General features: G+C 69.2%; 1 protein-coding gene. It reads right to left on the bottom strand.

Annotated elements, in window-relative coordinates:
* Positions 1-409: DUF222 domain-containing protein (locus AC5Y5V_RS31415; RefSeq protein ID WP_499942987.1), on the bottom strand; the 409-nt coding region annotated here is incomplete at its 3' end.
* Positions 410-432: the final 23 nt, after the last annotated feature.

Below are 432 nucleotides of genomic sequence, written 5' to 3'. Positions count from 1 at the left end.
CGATCAGATCCGTGCGGAACACGATGGTGTGGAACGCGTCCAGATCGATATCACCGGCCTCAAACACCGCCCCGGTGCGCGGGATCCGCTCCCGCATCGCCCGGGCATCCTCGATCCGGCTGTGCGCGCGGGCCCGGCTGATCCGCAACGCCGCACCCACCTCCGCAGCCACCGCCTCCATCGTGTCGGCCGCCCACACCTCGGTCTCCACACCCTGCTCGAGCCGGTGGGCGAACAACGCCCCGATCGCCACCAACTGCGCAGCCACCGCCCGATTCGCAATCCGCTGCATCGCCGAGATCGCCGACACCCACTGGATCGACTCCGGCGACGGACACCGCTGCGCATACCGCGCCAACGCCGCATCCGCCATCGCATCAAAACGCGCGACCACCTCAGGATCAGGCACCGGACGCGACATCCCCGACCCAG

The organism is Mycobacterium sp. NGS68, from assembly GCF_059812195.1.
This window is presented reverse-complemented; position numbering and strand designations above follow the sequence as displayed.